The 22,017-nt window shown below is 28.9% G+C and carries 34 protein-coding genes; 4 read left to right on the forward strand and 30 right to left on the reverse strand.

Translation table 11 applies throughout. The features are described from left to right. Positions 1–4 precede the first annotated feature (4 nt). Together topA and ACTTAU_RS05520 are read left to right on the forward strand one after the other, a co-directional pair. Positions 5–2,590, forward strand: a complete 2,586-nt coding sequence (gene topA, locus ACTTAU_RS05515; RefSeq protein ID WP_438304857.1) for a type I DNA topoisomerase — start codon at positions 5–7, stop codon at positions 2,588–2,590. Then, on the forward strand, positions 2,587–3,048 hold the full coding sequence (locus ACTTAU_RS05520) for a RidA family protein (RefSeq protein WP_438304855.1): 462 nt from the start codon (positions 2,587–2,589) through the stop codon (positions 3,046–3,048). The genes topA and ACTTAU_RS05520 overlap by 4 nt, the downstream gene beginning before the upstream one ends. Before the next feature lie 3 nt (positions 3,049–3,051). Here the strand turns inward: ACTTAU_RS05520 and ACTTAU_RS05525 are convergent, their stop codons facing one another. Then, complete coding sequence (locus tag ACTTAU_RS05525; protein ID WP_438304854.1) at positions 3,052–4,353, reverse strand: UDP-glucose dehydrogenase family protein; 1,302 nt, start codon at positions 4,351–4,353, stop codon at positions 3,052–3,054. Beyond that, entirely contained in the window at positions 4,350–5,165 is an 816-nt protein-coding gene (locus ACTTAU_RS05530) for a sugar phosphate nucleotidyltransferase (protein WP_438304853.1), read from the reverse strand. The genes ACTTAU_RS05525 and ACTTAU_RS05530 overlap by 4 nt, the downstream gene beginning before the upstream one ends. A gap of 34 nt (positions 5,166–5,199) precedes the next feature. Between ACTTAU_RS05530 and panC the strand changes: the two genes are divergently transcribed. Then, on the forward strand, positions 5,200–6,012 hold the full coding sequence (gene panC / locus ACTTAU_RS05535) for a pantoate--beta-alanine ligase (protein ID WP_438304851.1): 813 nt from the start codon (positions 5,200–5,202) through the stop codon (positions 6,010–6,012). Here the strand turns inward: panC and mgtE are convergent. Then, the gene (gene mgtE / locus ACTTAU_RS05540) at positions 6,007–7,380 is read right to left on the reverse strand and encodes a magnesium transporter (protein WP_438306244.1); all 1,374 of its coding nucleotides are present in this window, start codon (positions 7,378–7,380) and stop codon (positions 6,007–6,009) included. The genes panC and mgtE overlap by 6 nt on opposite strands. 61 nt (positions 7,381–7,441) lie before the next feature. Between mgtE and lipB the strand changes: the two genes are divergently transcribed. After that, a complete protein-coding gene (gene lipB / locus ACTTAU_RS05545) occupies positions 7,442–8,071 on the forward strand; it encodes a lipoyl(octanoyl) transferase LipB (RefSeq protein ID WP_438304849.1) in 630 nt (209 codons plus the stop codon). Here the strand turns inward: lipB and ACTTAU_RS05550 are convergent. Genes ACTTAU_RS05550 through rpsJ form a run of 27 tightly spaced genes read right to left on the reverse strand, consistent with a single transcriptional unit; the run spans position 8,046 to position 22,016 of the window. Further along, a complete protein-coding gene (locus ACTTAU_RS05550; protein WP_438304848.1) occupies positions 8,046–8,957 on the reverse strand; it encodes an RluA family pseudouridine synthase in 912 nt (303 codons plus the stop codon). The genes lipB and ACTTAU_RS05550 overlap by 26 nt on opposite strands. Before the next feature lie 24 nt (positions 8,958–8,981). Then, the gene (gene rplQ, locus ACTTAU_RS05555) at positions 8,982–9,428 is read right to left on the reverse strand and encodes a 50S ribosomal protein L17 (protein ID WP_440632921.1); all 447 of its coding nucleotides are present in this window, start codon (positions 9,426–9,428) and stop codon (positions 8,982–8,984) included. Next, positions 9,428–10,456, reverse strand: coding sequence for a DNA-directed RNA polymerase subunit alpha (locus ACTTAU_RS05560; RefSeq protein ID WP_438304845.1), 1,029 nt, complete (start codon positions 10,454–10,456; stop codon positions 9,428–9,430). Before ACTTAU_RS05560 ends, rplQ begins: the two co-directional genes overlap by 1 nt. Beyond that, entirely contained in the window at positions 10,456–10,905 is a 450-nt protein-coding gene (rpsK, locus tag ACTTAU_RS05565) for a 30S ribosomal protein S11 (RefSeq protein WP_438304844.1), read from the reverse strand. Before rpsK ends, ACTTAU_RS05560 begins: the two co-directional genes overlap by 1 nt. Before the next feature lie 5 nt (positions 10,906–10,910). Further along, entirely contained in the window at positions 10,911–11,294 is a 384-nt protein-coding gene (gene rpsM, locus ACTTAU_RS05570; RefSeq protein WP_085114359.1) for a 30S ribosomal protein S13, read from the reverse strand. 55 nt (positions 11,295–11,349) lie between these two features. Next, entirely contained in the window at positions 11,350–11,991 is a 642-nt protein-coding gene (locus ACTTAU_RS05575) for an adenylate kinase (protein WP_438304842.1), read from the reverse strand. A gap of 6 nt (positions 11,992–11,997) precedes the next feature. Next, positions 11,998–13,278 (reverse strand): preprotein translocase subunit SecY, encoded by a 1,281-nt coding sequence (gene secY / locus ACTTAU_RS05580; RefSeq protein ID WP_438304840.1) that lies wholly within the window; start codon positions 13,276–13,278, stop codon positions 11,998–12,000. Positions 13,279–13,290: 12 nt separating this feature from the next. After that, positions 13,291–13,746, reverse strand: a complete 456-nt coding sequence (rplO, locus tag ACTTAU_RS05585; RefSeq protein ID WP_438304838.1) for a 50S ribosomal protein L15 — start codon at positions 13,744–13,746, stop codon at positions 13,291–13,293. Then, complete coding sequence (rpsE, locus tag ACTTAU_RS05590) at positions 13,746–14,261, reverse strand: 30S ribosomal protein S5 (RefSeq protein WP_085114363.1); 516 nt, start codon at positions 14,259–14,261, stop codon at positions 13,746–13,748. Before rpsE ends, rplO begins: the two co-directional genes overlap by 1 nt. Positions 14,262–14,263: 2 nt before the next feature. Then, the gene (gene rplR / locus ACTTAU_RS05595) at positions 14,264–14,620 is read right to left on the reverse strand and encodes a 50S ribosomal protein L18 (RefSeq protein WP_438304835.1); all 357 of its coding nucleotides are present in this window, start codon (positions 14,618–14,620) and stop codon (positions 14,264–14,266) included. After that, a complete protein-coding gene (gene rplF, locus ACTTAU_RS05600) occupies positions 14,620–15,159 on the reverse strand; it encodes a 50S ribosomal protein L6 (protein ID WP_085114365.1) in 540 nt (179 codons plus the stop codon). The genes rplR and rplF overlap by 1 nt, the downstream gene beginning before the upstream one ends. A 2-nt stretch (positions 15,160–15,161) precedes the next feature. Continuing rightward, positions 15,162–15,557, reverse strand: a complete 396-nt coding sequence (rpsH, locus tag ACTTAU_RS05605) for a 30S ribosomal protein S8 (protein ID WP_085114366.1) — start codon at positions 15,555–15,557, stop codon at positions 15,162–15,164. Between the two features lie 10 nt (positions 15,558–15,567). Beyond that, complete coding sequence (gene rpsN, locus ACTTAU_RS05610; protein ID WP_085114367.1) at positions 15,568–15,873, reverse strand: 30S ribosomal protein S14; 306 nt, start codon at positions 15,871–15,873, stop codon at positions 15,568–15,570. A 2-nt stretch (positions 15,874–15,875) separates the two neighbouring features. After that, positions 15,876–16,430, reverse strand: a complete 555-nt coding sequence (rplE, locus tag ACTTAU_RS05615; protein ID WP_438304831.1) for a 50S ribosomal protein L5 — start codon at positions 16,428–16,430, stop codon at positions 15,876–15,878. After that, positions 16,430–16,678: a 50S ribosomal protein L24 gene (gene rplX, locus ACTTAU_RS05620; RefSeq protein WP_438304829.1), complete on the reverse strand. Its 249-nt coding sequence runs from the start codon at positions 16,676–16,678 to the stop codon at positions 16,430–16,432. Before rplX ends, rplE begins: the two co-directional genes overlap by 1 nt. Further along, positions 16,678–17,046 (reverse strand): 50S ribosomal protein L14, encoded by a 369-nt coding sequence (rplN, locus tag ACTTAU_RS05625; RefSeq protein ID WP_085114370.1) that lies wholly within the window; start codon positions 17,044–17,046, stop codon positions 16,678–16,680. Before rplN ends, rplX begins: the two co-directional genes overlap by 1 nt. Further along, positions 17,046–17,282, reverse strand: a complete 237-nt coding sequence (gene rpsQ / locus ACTTAU_RS05630) for a 30S ribosomal protein S17 (protein WP_438304828.1) — start codon at positions 17,280–17,282, stop codon at positions 17,046–17,048. The genes rplN and rpsQ overlap by 1 nt, the downstream gene beginning before the upstream one ends. Further along, the gene (gene rpmC / locus ACTTAU_RS05635) at positions 17,275–17,466 is read right to left on the reverse strand and encodes a 50S ribosomal protein L29 (protein ID WP_085114372.1); all 192 of its coding nucleotides are present in this window, start codon (positions 17,464–17,466) and stop codon (positions 17,275–17,277) included. Before rpmC ends, rpsQ begins: the two co-directional genes overlap by 8 nt. After that, positions 17,466–17,876: a 50S ribosomal protein L16 gene (gene rplP, locus ACTTAU_RS05640; RefSeq protein ID WP_438304826.1), complete on the reverse strand. Its 411-nt coding sequence runs from the start codon at positions 17,874–17,876 to the stop codon at positions 17,466–17,468. Before rplP ends, rpmC begins: the two co-directional genes overlap by 1 nt. A 1-nt stretch (position 17,877) precedes the next feature. After that, positions 17,878–18,558, reverse strand: a complete 681-nt coding sequence (gene rpsC / locus ACTTAU_RS05645) for a 30S ribosomal protein S3 (protein ID WP_438304825.1) — start codon at positions 18,556–18,558, stop codon at positions 17,878–17,880. Then, positions 18,542–18,940: a 50S ribosomal protein L22 gene (gene rplV / locus ACTTAU_RS05650; RefSeq protein ID WP_438304824.1), complete on the reverse strand. Its 399-nt coding sequence runs from the start codon at positions 18,938–18,940 to the stop codon at positions 18,542–18,544. The genes rpsC and rplV overlap by 17 nt, the downstream gene beginning before the upstream one ends. Positions 18,941–18,943: 3 nt before the next feature. Continuing rightward, positions 18,944–19,237 carry a 30S ribosomal protein S19 gene (rpsS, locus tag ACTTAU_RS05655; RefSeq protein ID WP_085114376.1) on the reverse strand — a complete coding sequence of 98 codons (294 nt, stop codon included), beginning with the start codon at positions 19,235–19,237 and terminating at the stop codon, positions 18,944–18,946. 3 nt (positions 19,238–19,240) lie between these two features. Further along, positions 19,241–20,074, reverse strand: coding sequence for a 50S ribosomal protein L2 (rplB, locus tag ACTTAU_RS05660; RefSeq protein WP_438304822.1), 834 nt, complete (start codon positions 20,072–20,074; stop codon positions 19,241–19,243). 4 nt (positions 20,075–20,078) lie between these two features. Then, positions 20,079–20,372: a 50S ribosomal protein L23 gene (gene rplW / locus ACTTAU_RS05665; RefSeq protein ID WP_438304821.1), complete on the reverse strand. Its 294-nt coding sequence runs from the start codon at positions 20,370–20,372 to the stop codon at positions 20,079–20,081. After that, entirely contained in the window at positions 20,372–20,995 is a 624-nt protein-coding gene (rplD, locus tag ACTTAU_RS05670) for a 50S ribosomal protein L4 (protein WP_085114379.1), read from the reverse strand. The genes rplW and rplD overlap by 1 nt, the downstream gene beginning before the upstream one ends. After that, on the reverse strand, positions 20,995–21,705 hold the full coding sequence (rplC, locus tag ACTTAU_RS05675) for a 50S ribosomal protein L3 (protein ID WP_438304819.1): 711 nt from the start codon (positions 21,703–21,705) through the stop codon (positions 20,995–20,997). The genes rplD and rplC overlap by 1 nt, the downstream gene beginning before the upstream one ends. 2 nt (positions 21,706–21,707) lie before the next feature. After that, on the reverse strand, positions 21,708–22,016 hold the full coding sequence (gene rpsJ / locus ACTTAU_RS05680) for a 30S ribosomal protein S10 (protein WP_075501282.1): 309 nt from the start codon (positions 22,014–22,016) through the stop codon (positions 21,708–21,710). Position 22,017: the final 1 nt, after the last annotated feature.

Consider the following 22,017-nt stretch of genomic DNA (forward strand, 5'->3'; position numbering starts at 1 on the left):
AAGCATGAATCTCGTAATTGTTGAAAGTCCAGCTAAAGCTAAAACAATAAATAAATATCTCGGTGATGATTATAAAGTTTTGGCTAGTTATGGTCATATTAGAGATTTACCTTCGAAAAATGGATCTGTAGACCCTGATCAAAATTTTAAAATGGAATGGGAAGTTGATAGTTTTTCAAAAAAATATTTAAAAGAAATAACAGATGCAGCTAAAGATTCTTCAAAAATTATTTTAGCAACAGACCCTGACAGAGAGGGTGAAGCAATAGCTTGGCATGTTAAAGAATATTTAGATCAAAAAAAACTCCTTAAAGATAAAGAAATAGAAAGAGTTGTATTTAATGAAATTACAAAAAAAGCAGTAGTTCATGGAATTGAAAATCCAAGACAAATTGAACCATATTTAGTAGACGCTTATATGGCTAGGCGTGCTTTAGATTATTTAGTTGGTTTTAATATATCCCCTATTCTTTGGACTAAATTACCAGGATCAAAATCTGCAGGAAGAGTGCAATCTGTTGCTCTTAAATTAATTACAGAAAGAGAACATGAAATTGAGTCATTTAATCCTGAAGAATTTTGGACTTTAAGCGTAAAATTTTCAGATACGAATAATAATTTTATAACTGCAAGTATTTATGAATTAAACTCAAATAAGATAGAAAAATTTACTTTCAAAAATAAAGTCGAAATTAATGAAGCTATTGAGGATATTAAAAAAATGCAATTTTCGATTACTGATATATCAAGTAAAACTGTTAGCAGAAAACCATCAGGACCATTTACAACCTCAACACTTCAACAAACAGCATCTAGTAGATTAGGGTTTGGAGCATCTAGAACGATGCAAATAGCACAAAGATTATACCAAGGTATTGAAATAGAAGGAGAAACTATAGGCCTTATTACTTATATGCGAACAGATGGAACAAATTTATCCGCTGATGCAATTAGTACCTTTAGAGATTATATCAAAGAGAATTGCGGTAAAGAATATTTACCAAGCCAACCTCTAAATTATTCTGGTAAAAAAGCTAAAAATGCTCAAGAAGCACATGAAGCAATTAGACCAACAGATATTAGTAGATCACCTGAAAATGTGAAAAAATATTTAAGTACAGATCAAAACAAACTATATGAATTGATTTGGTCTAGAGCTTTATCTTCACAAATGGAGTCTGCACAATTTGATAGAAGTACCATAACATTTACATCAAATGATAAAGGTACAATTTGTAAATCAAGTGGTTCTATTTTAAAATTTGATGGTTTTTTGAAAATTTACAAATCTCCTTCTAAGGAGGAAGATGAAGAAATACTGCCAGTAGTATCAAAAGGTCCAGTTAATATTGAAGCTTTAATGGACGAACAGCATTTCACACAACCTCCTCCAAGATACTCTGAAGCAAGTCTAGTTAAAAAATTAGAAGAATTAGGAATTGGTAGACCATCAACATATGCAAGTATTATTTCAACGATTGCAAATAGAGGTTATGCAGAAATCACTAATAAAAGATTTTTTCCAACCGATAGAGGTAAATTAATTTCTGCTTTTTTAGAAAAACTATTTTCAAGATATGTAGATTATAATTTTACAGCAGGCCTTGAGGATCAATTAGATGAAATTACCACAGGTAAGGAAAGCTGGATTAAAGTTTTAGAATTATTTTGGAAAGATTTTAATAACAATGTTTCTGAAGTTAAAGAAAAAAGAACAAGGGAAGTACTTGATCTATTAAATGATAGTTTAGGTGACTTGGTATTTGATAAAGATAAAGATGGAAATATAGATAGAAAATGTAAAATTTGCTCAGAAGGTGTCTTAAGTTTAAAGAATAGTTTTAGAGGAGGTGCTTTCATAGGCTGTTCAAATTATCCTGATTGTAAGTTCACAAGACCACTATCAAAAGCTAAGGCAGCTGCACAAGCTCAATTAGCAGAACCAAAATTTATAGGTAAGCATGATAATGGAAATGATATTTTTTTAAAAAATGGAAGATTTGGTCCTTATTTACAATATGAAATCATTCCTGAAGAAATAGAAAATGAAATAAAGGATGTTAAAAAGAAAAAAAAGAAAAAATTAAAAAAAGAAACAAATGATAACCTGAAGAATGTATCAATACCAAAAGGGATAGAACTTGAAACTGTAGATTTAGAAAAAGCTAAATTCTTATGCTCACTTCCAAAATCGCTAGGGGTAAATCCTGAAAATCAAAAAGATATAATGCTTAACACCGGGAGATTTGGACCTTACTTAAAGTGTGATAACAAATCTGCAAGAATTGAAAATGTTGATGAAATTTTTTCATTAGGGTTGAATAGAGCAATTACTTTAATTGCAGAAGCTAAACCTGGTCGAATGTCATCTTCAATAATTAAAGATTTAGGAGAGCATCCAGAAGATAAAAAACCAGTTAGAGTGATGAAAGGCCAATATGGACCTTATATTAAATATAAATCCTTAAACGCAACAATACCTGAAGAAAAGGATCCAACAGATCTTACAATGGAGGAAGCTTTAATTCTTATTGAGAAAAGAAAGGAATACGATAAAAATAAAAAATCAAAAAAAAGGAAATCTAAATGAGCTATGAAGATAATATTAAGAAATTAGGTTTAAAATTACCAGAAGCAAAAGCTCCAGCTGGAAATTATGTTGCTACTAAGATAGTTGGTAAATTACTTTATATATCAGGTCAGATATCTATTGATGAAAATGGTCAACTCCTCAAAGGTAAAGTTGGTTTGGATTTAAACTCAGATCAAGCATATAATGCAGCAAAACGTTGTGGGCTTAGTATTATCACGCAAGCAAAACATGCTTGTAACGGAGATCTTTCTAAAATTAAGAATTGTGTAAAATTGACAGGTTTTGTGAATTCTACTGAAGATTTTACTGAACAACCAAAAGTAATCAACGGTGCATCTGATTTAATAGCTGAAGTTTTTGGAGAAGCTGGCAAACATACGAGAGCTGCTGTAAGCACTAACAGCTTGCCACTTGGTGTAGCTGTTGAAGTTGATGCAATTTTTGAGTTAAATTAAGAACTAACCTCTCCCCACACTGTAGTATTTGACATTTTTATTAGTCATTTTACTTGGTATATATAAATTTCTCATATCGTAAATTTTAATTTTCTTATTCTTAATCAATTTTAAAAAATCTAGAGATTTAAAATCATTCCACTCAGTATGAATAATTACTAGATCAGTTTTTTCAAGACATCTTGAAATTGATCTAGCAAAACTTACATTTTTATATCCCTTAAATTCTTTTTTGTAACCGGTTGGATCAAAATATCTTATCAAAGCTCCTTTTTTAGATAGAGCTGGAATCATTATTAAACTTGATGAGTCTCTCATATCATCAGTATTAGCTTTAAATGTAACACCTAAAAAACTAATTTTTTTATTCTTAACTTTATTATTTAATATTTGATAAACTCTTTTTAACATCAACTGTGATCTATTTTCATTTGATTTGATAACAGATTTGATAACAGAAAGATTTGTGGAGAATTTATCAGCTGTTGAGGTTATTGCTTTTGTATCTTTTGGAAAACAAGATCCACCATATGCAGGACCTGCTCTTAAAAAACGACTTCCAATTCTTTGATCTAAACCCATCCCAATTGATATATCATCAACATTTATATTTGTTTTTTCACAAAGATTAGCTAATTCATTAATAAAGGTAATTTTAGTAGCTAAAAATGCATTTGAAGCATACTTAATTAATTCAGCTGCTCTTCTTGATGTATTGATATATTTTGCGCCTTTAGCAATTAATGGGGTATATAAATTTTTTAAAATCCTAGTCGATTTTTTATCATTAGAACCAACTACAACTCTGTCTGGATAAATAAAATCTCTAATTGCCTCACCTTCTCTTAAAAACTCAGGGTTAGACACAACAGAAAATTTAATTCGAGAATTTGATTTTATCAAAATTTTTTCAATTTCATCACCAGTTGTAACTGGAACTGTAGATTTTGTTATAATTATTTTATATTTATTAATGTTTTTGGACAATTCTTTAGCGACTCCAAATACTTGACTTAAATCAGCACTGCTTCCCCCTCTTTTAGTCGGTGTACCAACACAAATAAATATTATATCAGATTTTCTAACAGATTTATTTAAATCATTAGAAAAGCTTAATCTTTTATTCTTAATATTTTTTTTAACAAGCTCGTCTAAGCCAGGCTCGTAGATTGGAATTTTTCCATCTTTTAAGTTTTTGATTTTATTAATATCTTTATCAACACAAATAACGTCATTTCCTAAATCAGAAAAACATACACCACTTACTAATCCTACGTAACCAGTTCCTATCATACATAGTTTCATGATCTTGCAATTTCTAATGTAGAGTTAATATAACCATGCATTGTACCACAATCTAGATATTTTCCAGAAAAGTTGTGAGCAATAAATTTTTCTTTATCTTTAATTAATTTTTGTATCGCATCAGTTATATGAATTTCACCACCTTTTCCAGGTTTCTGGTTCAATAGTAAATTAAAAATTTTTTTTGGGAGTATATATCTTCCAATAACAGCTTTGTTTGAGGGTGCATTTTTAACTAAAGGCTTCTCAATTACATCTTCTATCAATGAGTTATGTTTATTTAGTTTTTTCTTAAACTTAAAAATTCCCCATCTTGAAACAGTTTTTCTTTCAACTCTCATACTAGCCATCACAGATGACTTATATTTTCGATGAATTTTAATCATAGATTTTGAACAGTTGTTCTTGATAATCAGATCGTCAGGTAAAAGCATTAAAAAATGATTATCTTTTATTAAATTTTTTGTTTTCAATACAGCATCTCCAGTTCCTAATGGCTTATTTTGATAAACAAACTTGATCATTTTTTTATATTTCAATATTTTTTGATATTCTTTTTTTACTCTTTGATCGTTCTTTTTTTTTATTATTTTTTTATAAAAAGAGTCATTATAAAAATATTTTTTAATAATTTCTTTTTTTTTTGAAATAATAAATATTATTTCTTTAATTCCAGCGTCAATACATTCATCTAAGATATACTCAATTCCAGGTTTACCATTTATTGGTAAAAGTTCTTTTGCAAAGACACTTGTTAAAGGCAACAATCTGGTACCTAGACCAGCCAGTGGAATAATTGCTTGTTTAATCATGCAAATGTTTTACTTATTAAACTAGCTAATACAAATGAAAATTATATTAAATAGCTTAATTCTTAAAAAAGAACTTAAGAAAATTAAAAATTTAGGTTTCATTCCCACAATGGGAAGCATTCATAAGGGTCATGAGTACTTAATTAAGAAATCTAAAAAAGAATGTAAAAATACTTTAGTAAGTATTTATGTTAACCCAACACAATTTAATAATTTAAATGATTATAAAAACTATCCAAACGACATTAAAAATGATTTAAGAATATTAAAAAAACTCAAAGTTGAACTGGTTTTTATTCCAAAAACTGAAGACATATATAAACAAAGAAGAACAAAAAAAATTACACTATTTCAAAAAGATAAAATTTTATGTGCAAAATATAGAAAAGGACATTTTGAGGGTGTTATTGATGTGATGGATAGACTTACTAAGCTAATTATGCCCAATAAGATATTCATGGGAGAAAAAGATTATCAACAATATTACTTATTAAAGAAATACATAGAAAAAAAATATCCGAGTAAAATAATTAATTGCAAAACAATTAGAGATAATAAATCAATTGCACTTTCTTCAAGAAATTTATTACTTAAACCTAAATCACTAGTTGTTGCAGCTAATGTTGTCAAAGATCTAAAAAAAATAAAAGAAAATATTAACACACAAAAAAATATTAAAATTTATTTAAAAAAAGAATCTAAAAACCTGATAAAGAAGAATAATATTAAAATTGAGTACTTAGAATTTAGAAATTTAAAAACATTAAAAACTTCAAATACTTTCAAAAATTCAAGATTATTTATTGCTTATTATTTACAGAATGTAAGATTAATAGACAATTTATAAAAAATAAGCTCCTACACCCAGAAAAGATACAAAACCTATTACATCTGTTATTGTTGTTACAAACACACTTGAAGCAATAGCTGGATCAATTTTCATTTTTTTCAAGGTTACTGGTACTACAATACCAAACAAACCAGCAACAATCATTGTGATAATCATTGAAATAGAGATAATTAAAGATAATTGAATATCTTTAAACCAAAGCTGTACTATTAAAGAACTGATAATTGCAAAAATAATTCCATTTAATACTCCTATATTAAATTCTTTTAATATGTTTTGATTAAAATTATTTTTTGTTAAATCATTAGTTGCTAAAGTTCGAACTGTTACTGCTAGAGTTTGCATGCCAGCATTACCTCCCATAGAAGCAACAATCGGCATCAAAAAAGCCAAAACAACCATTTGTTCTATAGTTGCGCCGAATAAACTTATACACCACGTTGCCAAAAAAGCGGTGAAAAGATTCAACAGTAACCAATTAAAGCGTCTTTTGGTTTTTACAAAAACTCCATCTGTGATTTCTTCATCTCCAACACCAGCCAGTCTTAAAGCATCTTCTTCAGCCTCTTCTTTTAAGACTGTTAATACATCATCATAAGTAATCATCCCGACTAATTTATTATTTTTATCAACTACACATGCTGAATTTAAACTGTAATTTTCAAATAAATTACCTACTTCTTCCCTATCCATATCTACTGGTACTAAAAAAGGAGACTCAGTCATTATTGCAATCATTTTTGTATCACGCGGTGTTCTTAAAACTTTAGATGATGGTACAGTTCCTATGGGTTTAAAATTTTCATCAACAATGAAAATTTCCAAAAACTCCTCTGGTAATTCTTTGTTTTCTCTTAAATAATCAATTGTTTGACCTACACTCCAATTACTCGGTATTGCAGTAAATTCTCTCTGCATGATTCTGGCAGCGCTATCTTCTGGATAACTCAGACCCTCAAGTAAAGCAAAACGATCTTTTGGAGGTAATTCACTTAATATTGAATTTTTGTCACTCTCATTAACATTTTCTAAAATTTTAATTGCATCGTCTGACTCAAGATTTTTTAAAATTCTTATAATTGATGCTGAAGATAAGTATTTAATGATTTCTGATTGAACCGACTCATTAAGTTCAATAAATACTTCAGGATCAATTTTAAACTCATTAAGTTTAATTAAACTCTCCCTATCATTTTGATTTAAATGCTCAATTATGTCAGCAGCATCAGCTGGATGCATTTCTTTAAATGAATTAGTTATGAAAACTGCATCATTATCTGAAATTTTATCAGTTAGGACTTTTATATATTCTTTGTTAAACTCAAAGTTAACTTTTTTATCTTTTATTTTTTTTGTTAAAGTCATAAGTTTACCAGTAATATTTTTTGCAACTTTTAATACAATATAAGAAGAATACAATTTTTTAATGAATATTGAGATCAAAAAGACTGAAAAACCAGTAAAATATCAAAATGCAATAAGTTTACTAGAAAATAGATTAAATTTAGTTAGTGCAAATAAAGAAAAAGAATTAATTTGGATTCTGGAGCATGAAGCTATTTTTACAGCAGGCACAAGTTATTCAAAAAAAGAAATTTTAGATAATTCAATTCAGATTTATGAAACCAATAGAGGAGGAAAAATTACTCATCATGGTCCAGGTCAGTTAATTTTTTATTTTGTAATTGATTTAAGAAAACGTAAAAAAGATATTAGAAAATTTATTAATATTATTGAAACAAGTATTATTGAAACATTAAAATATTATAACATTCAAAGTTTTTCTGACAGAGAGAATGTAGGAATTTGGTTTAATAATAATAATAAAATTCAAAAAATTGCGGCAATTGGTGTGCGTGTTAGTAAATGGATTGCTTATCATGGTTTCTCTTTAAATATTAACAATTCTTTAAAACCTTTTGAAAGTATAGTTCCTTGTGGAATTTCAGACAAAGGAGTTACGAATTTAAAAAAAATTTCTGACCAAAATTATGAAAAAATTAAAGATATTTTGATAGAAAAATTTCTTACTAATTTGAAAACTTTAAACGCTTAGTTTTTATTAATTTTTTAAAATAATCAGGTAATAAAGCAGTATAAGTATATTTTTTTTCATTTATCATAAATTTAATTTGATAAGAATGTAGCATCAATTCCTTATTTATTCCTTTAGCAAACTCAGTATTTCTGTACTTAGTGTCACCAAATATTGAATTTCCAATTTCATAAAGTTGTTTTCTTAATTGATGCTTTCTTCCAGTAATAGGTTTCATCTCTACCAAAGAACATAATGAATTTTTATCTAATACTTTATATAAAGTTCTTGCCTTCTCTATAATTTTTTTTCCATTTTCATATCTGATCAAATCACTTATCCATTCACCTTTGTCAGATTCAATTTCACCATGACAAACCGCTAAATAAGTTTTATGTACCTTTCTCAAACGAAATAGTGATGTTAACAACTGAGCTGTTTCTCTGTTTTTAGCAATAATAAAAACACCTGATGTATCTTTATCTAATCTATGAACTGAGTATGGTTTAGAATTTTTAAAAACCTCACTTTTTGCAAAAATATCAACTAAATTTTTTTTAGATTTAGTTCCACCCTGAACAGAAATACCTGATTTTTTATTTAGAACTATAAAATTTTCATTATCATCGATTATTAGATTTTCATTTTCTTTAATAACTTGATCTGTAGGTTGATACTTAATTTTTTTTTGTAAAATATTTTCTTTAAAATTAATATTAAATGTTTGGATTTCAAATCCAGTTTTTATCTTAAAAGAACTTTTAACTTTCTTTTTATTAACTTTAATTTTTCCTGACCTTAGACTTTTTTCTACAAGACTCTGTGGGATGCTACCAAGTTTGTTTCTTATCCATCTGTCTAAACGCATATCATTACATGTTTCATCAACAATGTATGATTTTATCATTTACGGATTATTTTTTTAATTTAACTATGCTGTAGCAGTAGTTTTTTCTTCAGCCTTTTTATTTTCTGTAGCAGCTTTATCTTTTTTTGGTTTATCTATTCTTTTAGCCTCAACATCTCTATCTACGAATTCAATGATTGCCATAGGTGCATTGTCACCATATCTAAAACCTGCTTTAATTATTCTTGTATAACCACCATTTCTTTTTTCATATCTTTTAGAAAGAGTTTTCTTCACCTTGTTAGCAGATTTCACGTCTTGTAACTTCGAAACAAGCATTTTAGTTGTTTGTAAAGTTTCTTTCTTACCAAGAGTAATTATCTTATCAGCTTGTGGCTTTAAAAACTTTGCCTTTGTTAATGTTGTTTTAATTTGCTCATACTTAATTAATGAATTAAGCATATTTTTTAGTAGAGCTTTTCGGTGTTCAGAAGTTCTATTCAACTTCTTATTAGCCATTCCGTGTCTCATTAGATAGCTTCCTCAAGTTTTTTCGACATTTCAGCAATGTTATCTGGTGGCCAGTTTGGTATTTCCATACCAAGATATAAAGACATACCAGTTAAAACCTCTTTTATTTCATTTAAAGATTTTCTACCAAAATTTGGTGTTCTTAACATTTCACCTTCTGATTTTTGAACAAGATCACCAATATAAATTATATTATCATTTTTAAGACAATTCATTGATCTTACAGAAAGTTCTAATTCATCAACTTTTCTTAATAAATTTTTATTGAATTCTGGTTCAGTAGATACCTCTTTAACTGGAGCTTCAACAGGCTCATCAAAATTAATGAACATTTTAAGCTGATCTTGAAAAATTCTTGCTGAATATGCAACTGCATCTTCAGCAGAAATTGAACCATTTGTTTCTACTTCCATTGTTAATTTATCGTAATCAAGAGCTTTTCCTTCTCTAGCTGTGCTTACAGAATAAGAAACTTTTTTTACAGGACTATATAAAGAGTCAATTGCAATTAATCCTAAAGGTGGTTCTTCTGGCTTATTTAATTCAGCTGGAACATAACCTTTTCCAGTATTAACATTCATTTCCATATGAAAATTAGTATTTTCATCTAAATTACAAATTACTAAATCTGGATTTAAAATCTCAACATCAGCAACTGGTGTTATATCAGAAGCTTTAATTTCTCCTGGTCCTTTTGCATCTAAAATTAATTTTTTAGTTCCCTCAGATGAGCATTTTAAAGCTAAAGATTTAACATTTAAAACGATGTCAGTTACATCTTCTCTTACACCTTTAATTGAAGTAAACTCATGTAGAACACCATCGATTTGAATTGATGTTACTGCTGCTCCTCTAATTGAAGATAAAAGAATTCTTCTTAAAGAATTTCCTAACGTTAGCCCATAGCCTTTTTCTAATGGTTCAGCAATTATTTTTGCATGTGTTAAGTCATCACTAATCTTTACATCTAGTTTACTAGGTTTAATTAATGACTTCCAATTTTTAACATTAACATTTTCGGTTTCCATTAAACTCTCCTTTTTTTTGGTGGACGTGTACCATTATGTGGCATTGGTGTTGTATCTTTAATAGATAAAATTTTAAAACCTCTTGCTTGTAAAGCTCTTAATGCAGTTTCTCTACCAGATCCTGGACCTTTCACTTCAACTGATAGAGTTTTCATTCCATACTCTAATGCTTTAGAAGCTGCTGCATCAGCAGCAATTTGCGCAGCATAAGGAGTAGATTTTCTTGATCCTTTAAAACCTTTTTGTCCAGCTGATGCCCATGAAACAACATTTCCATTAGTATCAGCAATTGATATTATAGTATTGTTAAATGTTGATTGAACATATGCAATACCATTTAAAATATTTTTTTTAATTTTCTTCTTTTTTGAATAAGAACTTTTATTAGATTTTTTTGAAGATTTTTCTACTTTTTGATCTTTACTTTCAACTTTTTCAGTTTTTGCCATTATTATTATTTCTTAGTTGGTGTTAATTTTTTTCCTGCAATCGCAATAGCCTTTCCTTTTCTGGTTCTGGCATTGCATCTAGTTCTTTGACCTCGTACAGGTAATTTTTTTCTATGTCTTGTACCTCTATAACACGCTAAATCGATAAGTCTCTTTATGCTTAACGAATAATCTCTTCTTAAATCACCTTCAACTTTAAAATTTTGATCAATATATTCTCTAATTTTTAAAATCTCATCATCAGTTAATTCATTTACTCTTTTTTGTTTCGGAATTTCTAATGAAGAACAAATTTGTTGAGAAAATTTATCACCAATTCCATAAATATAAGTTAAACCTATGTGAACAAGTTTATTTTGTGGAATATTTATACCTGCGATACGAGCCATAAGATTTGTGATAAATTGTGCCTTTTATATAATAAGTTCTTTCAATGTCAACGGGTTAAACATTAAGAAAAGTGTTAATTTTATTGGTTATTTCACTTATTTTAAGTGTTCCATCAATTTCATGAAAAAAACTTTTTTGCGATAGAAAATCAATCACTGGTTTTGTTGTTTGTGTATATATATCGTATCTATTCATTAAAGTTTCTGAGTTATCATCTTTTCTTTTAATAAATCGATCTGCACCACATGGATGCATTTTAATTTCTTCCTCATTAAAGAACTTATTTAAAGTAGTGTTACATTTTTCACATGTAAGTCTGCCCTCTATTCTTTTCTCGATAACCTCTCTTGGAACATGAAGTGATATTATTAAATCTATTTTTTCATCAAATTCTTTTAAAATTATATCTAAATTTTTAGACTGTTCGATTGTTCTTGGATATCCATCAAAAATAATTCTATCTCTAAATTTTAAATCTTTAATAGTTTTTTTTAATAACTCATTTACAATTTCATCTGAAACAAAATTACCTTTGGAGATTTTTTCTTCAATTTGTTTTCCTAAATCAGTATTTCTTTTGACTTCATCTCTTAATAAATCACCAGTGGATAATTGAAAATAATTATACTTATCAACAATTTGTTGAGCTTGAGTGCCTTTACCAGCACCCGGTGGTCCAAATAGAATTATATTCACTTATAATTATCTTCCAAATTTTGTTTTTTTAATCAATTGCTCGTATTGAGCACTCATTAATCTAGTTTGGATTTGTGTAACTGTATCTATAGCTACCACAACAACAATTAATATTGATGCACCACCTAAATAAAATGGTATTGGATAATTTGCAATTAAAAACTCTGGCATTAAACAGACTAAGGTTAAATACAAAGCTCCTATTGTTGTAAGTTTTGTTGATATATTTTGAATATAAATTGCTGTACTTTCACCTGGTCTTATTCCTGGTACAAAGCCACCGTATTTTCTTAAATTATCTGCAGTCTCAGTTGGATTAAAAGTTATCGAAACATAGAAAAAAGTAAAAAAGATTATACCTGATGCATACAACAGCATGTAAAGTGGTTGACCTTGGGTAAAATAAGAACTCAAATTTAAAAATGTTTCATTATCTGAAAAATTAAAATTAGAAAAAGTTACTGGTAATAATAGAAGGGCTGAGGCAAAAATTGCAGGAATTACACCTGCTTGATTTATTTTTAATGGTAGATGCGATGACTCTCCGCCATACATTTTATTCCCCATTTGTCTTTTGGGATAATTAATTAAAATTTTTCTTAAAGCTCTTTCCATAAACACAACAAACAAAATAGTTGCAATTAACAATATAAATATTGCTAAAATCATTAATGTTGAAACAGCACCAGTTCTTCCTAGTTCAAAAGTTGCAACCAAAGCTCTTGGAATTTCTGCCACAATACCTGCGAAAATTATTAATGAAATTCCATTACCAATACCCCTTTGAGTAATTTGCTCCCCTAGCCACATTAAAAAAATTGTTCCTGCAACAATGGTTGTAACAGTTGAAATCTTGAAAAATAAACCTGGATTTATTACTAAATTTGCAGAAGATTCTAATCCTACAGCTAAACCATAACCTTGGACAGTAGCAAGGAGCACTGTTCCATACCTGGTTATTTGTGTTATCTTTGCTCTTCCAGTTTCACCTTGAGCTTTCAAATTTTTAAAGTAATCAGATACTCCAGTTAAAAGCTGTACAATGATAGCAGAAGAAATGTAAGGCATAATTCCTAAAGCAAATATTGCCATTCTACTTACTGCTCCACCAGCAAAAACATTAAACATACCAAGTAATCCTTTTTGATTACTATCCATCAATATTTTAAGTTGCTCCGGATCTATACCTGGTAGTGGAACAAATGTTCCAAATCTATAAACAGCTAAAATACCAATAGTAAAAAGAATTCTATTTCTTAAATCAATTGAGGAAGATGATGAACTCATATTTTCAATGATTTATTTTTTTAGTTGAATTGATCCACCAATTTTCTCTAACTTTTCAATAGCAGATTTCGATGCAAGATTAGCCTCTATATTAACTTTATCTTTTATTTCACCAGAACCTAAAATTTTTAATTTTGTTGAGTTTTTGTTTATTATTTTAAGTTTTTTTAAAGATTCAGTATTTATCAGTTCTGATCCATTAAGAGTTTTACTATCAATGTATGATTGAATTTTTTCCAGATTCAAAATTGCAACTTTTTCAGTAGATATTGAATTAAATCCTCTTTTAGGTAGACGTCTGTATAAAGGCATCTGGCCACCTTCAAAACTTTTTATAGCAACACCTGACCTAGACTTTTGTCCTTTAACACCTCTGCCGCAGGTTTTTCCTTTACCTGATCCAATTCCTCTACCTACTCTGATCTTAGGTTTATTGATTTTTTCTCTATTATTTAATTGTGTAGTCATTAGCCTCTTTTTTCAATTATTTCTGATATTTTTTTATTTCTAATAGCTGAAATTTGTTTTGGTGAATTTTGTTTCATTAGTGCTTTAATAGTTGCTCTTATTACATTATGAGCATTAGAAGTTCCCATTGATTTAGCAACAATATCTCTTACACCTAAAACTTCACAAACAGCACGAACTGGACCACCTGCGATTATACCTGTTCCTTTTGATGCAGCTCTCAATACAATTCTACCAGATCCATCCTTGGCTTTTACATCATGATGAATTGTTCTTCCTTCTCTTAGTGGAATATGAATTAATTTTCTTCTTGCCATTTCATTTGCTTTCTTGATGGCATCCGGTACCTGCTTAGCTTTGGCATGAGCAATTCCAATTCTACCAGCTTGGTTTCCAACAACCACTAATGCAGAAAATCCAAATCTTCTTCCGCCTTTTACAACTTTTGTAATTCTGTTGATATGGACTAATTTTTCTAAAATATCGTCAGTTTTTTTATCTTTATTGTTTTCCATAATTAAAATTCCATTCCATTTTTACGCAAAGTTTCTGCAAATGCTTTTACACGACCATGATATTTGTAAACACCTCTATCAAAAAAAATCTTTGTTATTTTTTTTTCTTGAGCTTTTTTGGCAAGTTTTTCAGCTACAATTTTTGAAAGTTCAGTTTTATTAACCTTAGAACCAGATTTAATATCTTTTTCAACTGATGAGGCAGATAATAAAGTTGCATTTTTGGTATCATCAATAATTTGAGCAGAAATATTTTTCGCAGACCTTGATATGCATAATCTAAATCTGTCTTTAGGTGCAACCTTTTTAACTTTATTACTTACTCTAAAACGTTTTCTAATTGATGTGGTTAACTTCATTATTTTTTCTTTCCTTCTTTTTTAAGAACATATTGTCCTTTTTCTCTAATTCCTTTACCTTTATAAGGTTCAATTTTTCTAAAAGTTTTAATTTTGGAAGCAACAACACCAACTAGCTGTTTATCTGATCCAGTTATTTTAAGAGTGGTTTGTTTTTCAACAGCTATTTTAATTCCTTCTGGAATATCAAAATCTATGTCGTGGCTATAACCTAATTGCAAATTAAGCTGATTACCTTTTAAAGCTGCTCTATATCCAACACCAACTAATTCTAGAGTTTTTTCATAACCTGTACTTGAACCTATAACAGCGTTATTAATTAGACTTCTGTTCATTCCCCAAAGTCTTTTGGTATTTTGATCTATTTTTTTTGGCTTAATTGAGATTTCTTTCCCCTCTTTAATATCTAGATTAAATATATCTAAATCTATATCCAAAGATTTTTTTCCTAATGGTCCTTCTATATTTAAAATATTACCAGCTAAAGCAACTTTAACTTTTTCAGGGATTGTAATATTTATTTTACCAATTTTAGACATAATTAAAATACCTTACAGATTATTTCTCCACCAACTTTTTGTTTTCTTGCATCCATATCAGTCATAACTCCTTTTGGAGTCGATACAATGGCTATTCCTAATCCGTTATTGATTTTTGGCAAACTGTCAGCACTTGAAAATATTCTTCTTCCAGGTTTAGACACTCTTTCAAAATTACTAATCACCGGATTTCCAGAATGATATTTAAGCTCTAATGATAAAACTGGTTTTTTCTCTTCTTCTACAATTTTAAAATCTTTGATAAAACCCTCATTTTTTAAAATATCAGCAATTTTAGATTTAAAATTTGAAGATGGTAATTCTACTTTCTTGTGATTTCTTGCTTGAGCGTTTTTAACTCTTGCTATCATATCTCCAATTGGGTCACTTAAACTCATATAATCCTTTCTACCAACTTGATTTAACTAAACCAGGTATCTTTCCTTGCAATCCAAGTTGTCTTAATGCAATTCTTGATATCTTTAATTTTCTATAAACACCGTGAGGTCTTCCTGTGATTTGACATCTATTCATAACTCTATTTTTCGCAGAATTTCTTGGTAACTTTGAAAGTTTTTGCTGTGCTTTAAATCTTTCTTCTAATGGAAGTTTTTTATCCATAACTATTTTCTTTAATTTTTCTCTCTTTTTATAAAATCTATCTGATAATTTTATTCTTTTATTATTTTTGTTTATTGAACTCAATTTAGCCATTCTTAATTTTCTCCTTTTTTAATAAATGGGAAATTCATTTTTTCTAGTAATGCAAAACTATGATCTTTATTTTGAGATGATATAACAATTACAATATCCAAGCCTCTTACTTTGTCAGCTCTATCAAAACTAACTTCTGGAAAAATAATGTGTTCTTTAATTCCAAAAGTATAATTACCAAACTTATCAAAACCATTAGCAGAAAGCCCTCTAAAATCTTTTATTCTTGGTAAAGCGATATTCACTAATCTGTCTAGAAACTCATACATTTTATTCTTTCTTAAGGTAACTTTTAAACCTGCATTAGATCCTTTTCTGGTTTTAAAATTTGCTACAGATTTTTTAAACTTTGTAATAACAGGTTTTTGACCAGTAATCTTTGCAAGATCTTCCTCACAAGATTTTAATATTTTAGCGTCATTGCCATCTAATCCTAAGCCCATATTTAAAACAATTTTTTCAATTTTAGGACCCATATAAACATTTTTAAATCCAAATTGACTTTTTAAAGCAGGTTGAATTTCCTTAAAATACAATTCTTTCAATCTTGGTGTCATTATTTTTTAGCCTCAGTTTTTTTACTAGTACTTTTTTCTTCAACCAATTTTAAATTTGAGATGTGAATAAAATTTTCCTTAGAAACTATTCCACCTTTTTTTTCCTTAGTTGTTTTTACATGTTTTTTAACCATGTTAATTTCTTTAACTTTTGCTCTATTGTTAGGTCTATCTATTTCAATTACTTCGCCCTCTTTTTTTTTATCCTTACCAGTTAAAACTATTACTTTAAGACCTTTTTTAATCATTATAATACCTCTGGAGCTAAAGAAATTATCTTCATTTGCCCTCTGTTTCTTAATTCTCTTGTTACAGGTCCAAAAATTCTTGTACCCACAGGCTCTCCTTTGTCATCAACTAATACAGCCGCATTGTTATCAAATCTAACTTTAGAACCATCATCTCTATGTATTCCTTTTTTTACTCGGACCACTACAGCTTTATGCACTGTTCCTTTTTTAACCTTTCCTTTAGGAATAGCTTCTTTAACAGCAATGACAATAGTATCACCAATACTAGCATATCGTCTTTTAGATCCACCAAGAACTTTAATACACTCTATTTTTTTTGCCCCAGTGTTATCAGCAACTTGTAATTCTGTTTGAACTTGAATCATTATTTTGTGTTCTCCATTACTTGAAATTTCTTATTCTTTGAAAATGGCTTACTTTCAATTATAGAAACCTTATCGCCATTTTTAAATTTGTTATTTTCATCATGTGCATTATATTTTTTTCTAACTTTTATTACTTTTTTAAGAACAGGGTGAGAAAATTTTCTTTCAACCATAACTGTTACGGTTTTATTTGGTTTATCACTTACAACTATTCCTGTTAAAATTTTCTTAGGCATTTAATTTTTCCTTTAAAGTTGTTTTTAATCTAGCGATAGTTTTCTTAGTTTCGCCTATCTTAGCTGGATTTGTTATCTGCGAGTTTATTTTTTGAAATCTAAAATTAAATAAGTCTTTCTTTAACTTATCAATATTTTTCAAGATTTCATCTTTTGATAATTTTTTAATTTCTTGTTTCTTCATTATGCAAATCTTTTAATAGTTTTTGTTTTTATTGGTAATTTAGCTGATGCTTTATATAAAGCTTCTTTTGCAATTTGCTCTGATACACCATCAACTTCAAATAAAATTCTGCCTGGCTTTACTCTGCATGCATAATATTCAGGAGAGCCCTTACCTTTACCCATTCTTACCTCAATAGGTTTTTTTGAAACTGGAATATTTGGAAAAACCCTTGTCCATACTCTACCTTGTCTTTTCATGTGTCTTGTTAAGGCTACCCTCGCAGCTTCGATTTGTTTACCAGTAACTCTCTCTGGTGACATAGCTTTTAAAGCAAATGCGCCATAATTAATAAAGTTAGCTCTTGAAGCATTACCATGAATTCTTCCTTTATGAGCTTTTCTCCACTTAGTTCTTACTGGTTGTAACATTTTATTCTTTACCTTCTTTTGGTGTAACTTTGTTAGTTTCTTGACTGAATTCTTTGGCAAACACTTCGCCTTTATAAATCCAAACTTTTATCCCTATAATTCCGTAAGTTGTTAGAGCTTCTGCTTCTGCATAATCGATATCTGCTCTTAGAGTATGTGATGGAATACTTCCATCTCTTAACCATTCTGTTCTTGCAATTTCATTTCCACCCAATCTACCACTACATGAAACTTTTATTCCTTTTGCTCCAAGCCTTATGCAAGATTGCATTGCTCTTTTCATTGCTCTTCTGTAAGAAATTCTTTTTACAAGCTGTTGTGCAATATTTTCAGCAACTAAATACGCATTAGTTTCTGGTTTTTTCACTTCTTTTATATTTAGTGTAACTTCATTTTTTGTGAATTTTGATAAATTATTTTTTATTTTATCAATATCACTTCCTTTTTTTCCAATCACGAAACCAGGTCTAGATGTATATATAGTCACATAACACTTGTTTGAGGTTCTTTCTATCATCACCTTAGAAACACCAGAATTAATCACATTTTTTTTGATATATTCTCTTATCTTAAAATCTTCGATTAAAAAATTACCAAAATCTTTTTTCTTAGCATACCAAACAGAGTCCCAGCCTCTGTTAACACCTAATCTAAAACCAACTGGATTAACCTTTTGTCCCATGACTCTCCATTTTTTTTGCTTCTGATAAAATAATTGTTACACTTGAATAAGGTTTTAGAATTGGAGCCGCTCTTCCTTTTGCTCTTGGTCTAAATCTCTTCATAGTTATTTTTTTTCCACAGTATGCTTCTTTAACTACTAAATTATCAATATCGTATTGAAAATTATTCTCTGCATTTGCAACTGCTGAACTAATTGTCTTTCTTATATCTTTTGTAATTCTTTTTTCAGAAAATTGTAAATCTCTAATCGCTACATCAACCTTTTTTCCAACGATCCCTTTTAGAATTGGATTTAGCTTTCTTACACTAGATCTAATATTATTATTTATAGACCTAACAGTTTTGTCTTTATTCTTATCAATCTTTTTTTTCTTACTCATATTCTATTTTTTTGCCTCAGCAGGTTTAGCTTTTTTATCAGCTGGTGTATGACCAAAGAATGTTCTTGTTGGTGCAAATTCACCTAATTTATGACCAACCATATCTTCAGATACTGTTATCGGTATAAATTTTTTACCATTATAAATCAAAAAACTAACTCCAACAAAATCTGGAATTATAGTTGATTTTCTAGACCAAGTTTTAATTGGAATTTTTTTTGGGTCCGTCTTATATTTATCAACTTTTTTCATCAAGCTCTCTTCAACAAACGGTCCTTTCCAAACTGCTCTAGCCATTAATTAGTCCTTTCTCTTCTTTCTTCTTCTGACAATAAATTTATCTGTTCTCTTATTATCTCTTGTTTTTAAACCTTTAGCAGATTGACCAGTTGGTGAAACCGGATGACGTCCACCTGCGGTCTTACCTTCACCACCTCCATGAGGGTGATCAACTGGGTTTTTAACAACTCCTCTAGTATGTGGTCGTCTACCTAACCATCTTGATCTTCCTGCTTTACCTATTTTAATATTTTTTTGATCTGGATTACTCAAAACCCCTATCGTAGCTAGTGACCTTGAATCAATTTTTCTAACTTCACCAGATGCAAGTTTGATCAAACTATAATTACCGTCTAATCCACTAATAGTTACTGAAGTCCCTGCTGATCTTGCAATCTTACCTCCACCACCTGGCTGAATTTCAACATTGTGAATATTTATTCCTACTGGAATATCTTGTAATGGCATACAATTTCCAACTTTAATTTCTTTTTTATTTCCATTCTCGATTACATCTCCCACTTTAATTTTTTGAGGAGCTAAATAATATGCATGTGTGTTATCTTCAAATTTTACTAACATTATGTAACAAGATCTGTTTGGGTCATACTCAATTCTCTCAACCGTTGCAGGCAAATCAAATTTTTTTCTGTAGAAATCGACATGTCTGTACATTTTTTTATGACCACCGGCTCTATTAATTGAAGTAATATGACCATTATTATTTCTACCTTTCATTGCATTTTTAGGAGAAACTAAAGTTTTAAAAGGTTTTCCCTTCCATAATCCAGTTCTATCAACAAGAATTGTTCCTCGTGTAGATTTTGTATATGGTTTAAAAGTTTTTAATGCCATTTAATTAAACTCCAGTTGTAAGATCAATACTTTGACCTTTCTTTAAAGTGATTATTGCTTTTTTAAACCCAGCAACTTTAACCTTCTTACCTCTAGTTAATTTAGTTCTGTTTTGTTTATTTATAATATTTATTTTAGTCACGTTAACTTTAAAAATTTTTTCAATATTTGTTTTTAGATTTTTCTTGTTTGCTGTAGCAGGAACTTTAAATACAATTTTATTTTGCTCAGACAAATTTGTTGTTTTCTCAGTTACTAATGGAGACAGAATTTTATCGTATAAATGTAGTTTATCCATTACGAGTATCTCTTTTCTAATTCTTTTATTGAACTTTCTGTGAAAACAACTTTTTTAAATTTAACTATATCAAAAGTGCTAAAATGATTTACATCAGTTACTTTAACATTTGGAATGTTTCTTACTGATTTTTCTATTTTATCTTTTGAATTTTTATCAAGAATAATTAGCGAATTTGTAATTTCAAATTTTTTTATTATTGAATGCATTTCTTTAGTCTTTTTAATTTCACTATTAAAGTCACTAAAAATTAATAAATCTTTATTTTTATTTTTCTCAGTAATCAATGAAGCTACACTTAGTTTTTTTTCACTTTTATTTAATTTTCTTTTTTTATAGGCTAATTCACCTTTTGGCCCATGAGCTATACCACCACCAACAAAGATTGGAGCTTTTCTACTAGCATGTCTTGCTCCACCAGTTCCTTTCTGAGCATAAATTTTTGAGGTTGGTCCTGATACCTCATTTTGTTGTTTGGTTTTAGCATGTCTTCCTTTGTAATTAGCATTTGTCTTATACAAAACACTATTTACTAATTTTTTATTAATTTTAGCTGAAAAAATTTTATCTAAAACTTCTATCGAGTCTTTTTTTCCATCTAAATTTAGTTTATCTAATTTCATTATTTTTTCTTTTTATCTGGTGTTTTTTTAGCTTCTTCAGCTGCTTTAATTTTTTCATCAATAGTTAATTTGTTAATATTTTTTATTGAACTTTTAACAAGTATTTCTGAATTTTTTGCTCCAGGGATTGATCCTTTTAAATATAATAATTCATTCTCTAAATCAGTTTTTATTATTTCAATATTCTGCATAGTTCTGAGTTTATCACCCATATGACCAGCCATTTTTTTTCCTTTAAAAACTTTTCCTGGATCTTGTCTTTGACCAGTTGATCCATGTGATCTATGTGAAACAGAAACACCATGGGTTGCTCTTAATCCACCAAAATTATGTCTTTTCATTGCTCCAGCAAAACCTTTTCCAATTGTTTTTGATCTAGTGTCGACAAATTTTGTATCTTTAAAGATCTCTAAACCAAATTCATTTCCCTCTTTAAAATTTTCAGTGTTTTCTACTCTGAACTCCTTCAGTAATTTTTTTGCTTCTGTGTTCTTTTTTGCAAAATAACCTTTCATAGCTTTTGTCAATTTAGAACTTTTTATCTTTCCATAACCCAATTGAACTGCCTTATAACCTCTTTTTTCTTGTTCAATTACTTGGATTACTCTTGCTTTTTCCATTTTTAAAACGGTAACTGGCACAAGTTGACCAGTTTTGTAAAATTCTCTTGTCATTCCAATTTTTTTCCCAATTAAAGCAATTTCATTCATAACTAAATTTTTATCTCCACATCCACGCCTGAAGCTAAATCTAGTTTCATTAACGCTTCGACTGTTTGAGGTGTTGGCTCAACTATATCGATTAGTCTCTTATGAGTTCTAGACTCAAATTGTTCTCTACTCTTCTTATCAATGTGCGGTGAACGTAGTACTGTATATCTTTCAATTTTAGTTGGTAACGGAATTGGTCCTTTAATTGTAGCGCCTGTTCTCTTTACAGTATTTACAATTTCTTCTGTTGAAGCATCTAAAATTTTGTTATCGTAAGCTCTCAGTTTTATTCTAATATTTTGTTTTTCCATA

The organism is Candidatus Pelagibacter sp. HIMB1505 (assembly GCF_052047915.1).
GTDB lineage: Bacteria > Pseudomonadota > Alphaproteobacteria > Pelagibacterales > Pelagibacteraceae > Pelagibacter > Pelagibacter communis_A.